This is a genomic window from Vibrio sp., assembly GCF_038138445.1.
Taxonomy (GTDB): Bacteria; Pseudomonadota; Gammaproteobacteria; order Enterobacterales; family Vibrionaceae; genus Vibrio.
This window is the reverse complement of the sequence record NZ_JAYQDQ010000178.1, coordinates 1-2,189: the sequence shown is the minus strand read 5'-3', so window position 1 is coordinate 2,189 and position 2,189 is coordinate 1. Positions and strand designations below refer to the sequence as shown.

Sequence of the window (2,189 nt, the reverse complement as noted above, 5' to 3'; positions counted from 1 at the left end):
ACGAGTACATTATGAGCTATAGAAGTAACAGACAAAGGGCCCACTAAGGCCCTTCACGTTATTTTGCTTAATTGCAACATTGGCACTTTATTGATTTAAAGTAATTCTTCACAGAGTGAACCGTCAATGTACGCATCTCTATTTTTTAGCTCCCATGGGGACTTTATAGCTCTTTCATGCAAATCAAGATATTTTGTCGAAGCCTCATAGCCATCTTTTCGGTAGCATTCATAAACGGTAGATAATTCATCAAATTCAGGGTTTCTTTCTCTATTATCCCATAATAAAGCATCTGGGTGCCAAATATGGTTGACCTGTTTTAAGATATCTATAGGAAGTCTTTCTCCGTAAAATAGCTGAGTAAAGTCATGTGATGAGAGCCTAACACCGCTGAAAGCAATACCTGATTTTTGACAAAATAACATAAGCGACTTCAAATGAAGTCTGCATTTTTTATAGTTCCAGCGTTCAGACTTAAGCACATCATAAACACGAACACTTCTATCGCCAAATATTACATTTCTCTCTATAACAACCCCTATGGGTATCTCATTATTACTAGAATCATCTTTAGCTGCGTCAGCCATCGTTTTTCCAAGATATGCTCCATTATCTAGCTTGATTATGAATAATACTCTTGGGTTATCGCCTTTTAATGTGTATCGAGCCAACTGATGGGCAACATAACCAATATTCTTATAGAAACAATAATGACCTGAGTAGGGAATGGGGCTATCCGTATATCCTTTAAGCCAATCTAATTGAACATTAAATTTGTCGCATGCATCTTTTAGCATGTCATCCGATAAAGAGTCTAAAAGCTGTCGATCATCTAAAAGGCTTGATCTATTTAGCTTACCATCTCCAAAAACTTCGGGAATATCAAAAGCGCCTACACCATGCAGCTCAAATAGTTGACGAAAACGAGTACAAGCAATGTCTAGTGTTGAAGCCAATGGTTTCTCAGACGCTTTCATTATGGATGTCATTGACATTGATACTAAATCCTGAATTGAACACCCTATATACTGGCTCTGGTGATCGAGAAACTTTCTAACCTCAGGTCTAAATCGAATAGTAATACCTTTCGGCTGCTCGTCTAATTCATCATTTGTAAGAACTGGCATTGGGGGAACGCCAGACAGTAGAGTAAGAATCCGATCTTTTAGTGTTAGTTTTTTATTCATTTTTCCCTCCAATAAATGAACCAAATTGGTTCACATGATTCAAAATAAACCATTTCAGTTCTTCAACCAATAAAAAAACATACAAATACATTGTTAATTATGACTTTTTTGATTTTCGTCACTAATGTGTTTTTTTGATGATTTGATAAAAAACCATAAAGAAGGGGCTGCAATAAAACAAAAATGGCCCACGAGAGTCGATGAAAAGTTGTGCGCAGATCTGTCTCTTAAACTAACATATAAAACAATAAGCATAACAGTCAGTATGGTAAGAGAGTGATTATGGATGGACCTGATAATCCATTTGATATCTTAGTAGAGCAAAGAAGCAATTTTATAATACTCGGCCTAACAGGCAGGACTGGCAGTGGTTGTACAACAGCTTCAACGTTGCTCCGCAATGAACAAGATAAGTTCCCTTTAATTGAAGACTTAAAACACGATAATGGATTTCAATTATCCCCTCTTAGTCAAAAGAGGTACAATATCGCCAAAACTTATGCAGACAAACACTTTCCTAGGTTTTTTGTAATAAAAATCAGTGATTTAATTAGCTCCATCATTCTAACAACAAGTAAATGCTTTTTTACAATTAACTAAGTATGGAGGAGCGGGCATCAAAGACGGGAAGCTATTTACTACAGCTAGCCCATGTGAACTTTGTGCTAAGAAAGCCTATCAACTAGGAATACAAGAAATTGTTTTTATTGATCCTTACCCTGGTATTGCGAAAGACCATATTCTTTCGATTGGCTCCAACCCACCTAAAGTAACACAATTCGTAGGGGCTGTTGGGGACGCATATCACAGGCTATATACACCTTTAATGTCCATGAAAGACGAACTTACTTTGCGAAAGAAGTGATCTAGTCGAGTATCCTAATACCATAATATCCCTATTTTGTCACGAATCAGCAGCGTCTAAATTCGCACGAATTTTGACCCCGCTATTTTCCCCCGTGTTTCTCTTCCTTGGTATCGTTTCCATTCCGAACGAACCAT

Annotated in this window: 3 protein-coding genes; 2 read left to right on the top strand and 1 reads right to left on the bottom strand. The window is 37.1% G+C overall.

Annotated features, from left to right (window positions below; translation table 11 throughout):
* Positions 1-95: 95 nt before the first annotated feature.
* Positions 96-1,187: a hypothetical protein gene (locus tag AAFM34_RS20835; RefSeq protein ID WP_341666181.1), complete on the bottom strand. Its 1,092-nt coding sequence runs from the start codon at positions 1,185-1,187 to the stop codon at positions 96-98.
* A 282-nt stretch (positions 1,188-1,469) separates the two neighbouring features.
* On the opposite strand from AAFM34_RS20835, the gene AAFM34_RS20830 reads away from it, so the two are divergent.
* Both AAFM34_RS20830 and AAFM34_RS20825 read left to right on the top strand, forming a co-directional pair.
* The gene (locus AAFM34_RS20830; protein WP_341666179.1) at positions 1,470-1,787 is read left to right on the top strand and encodes a hypothetical protein; all 318 of its coding nucleotides are present in this window, start codon (positions 1,470-1,472) and stop codon (positions 1,785-1,787) included.
* 16 nt (positions 1,788-1,803) lie between these two features.
* The gene (locus AAFM34_RS20825) at positions 1,804-2,052 is read left to right on the top strand and encodes a hypothetical protein (protein ID WP_341666183.1); all 249 of its coding nucleotides are present in this window, start codon (positions 1,804-1,806) and stop codon (positions 2,050-2,052) included.
* The last annotated feature ends 137 nt before the right edge of the window (positions 2,053-2,189 follow it).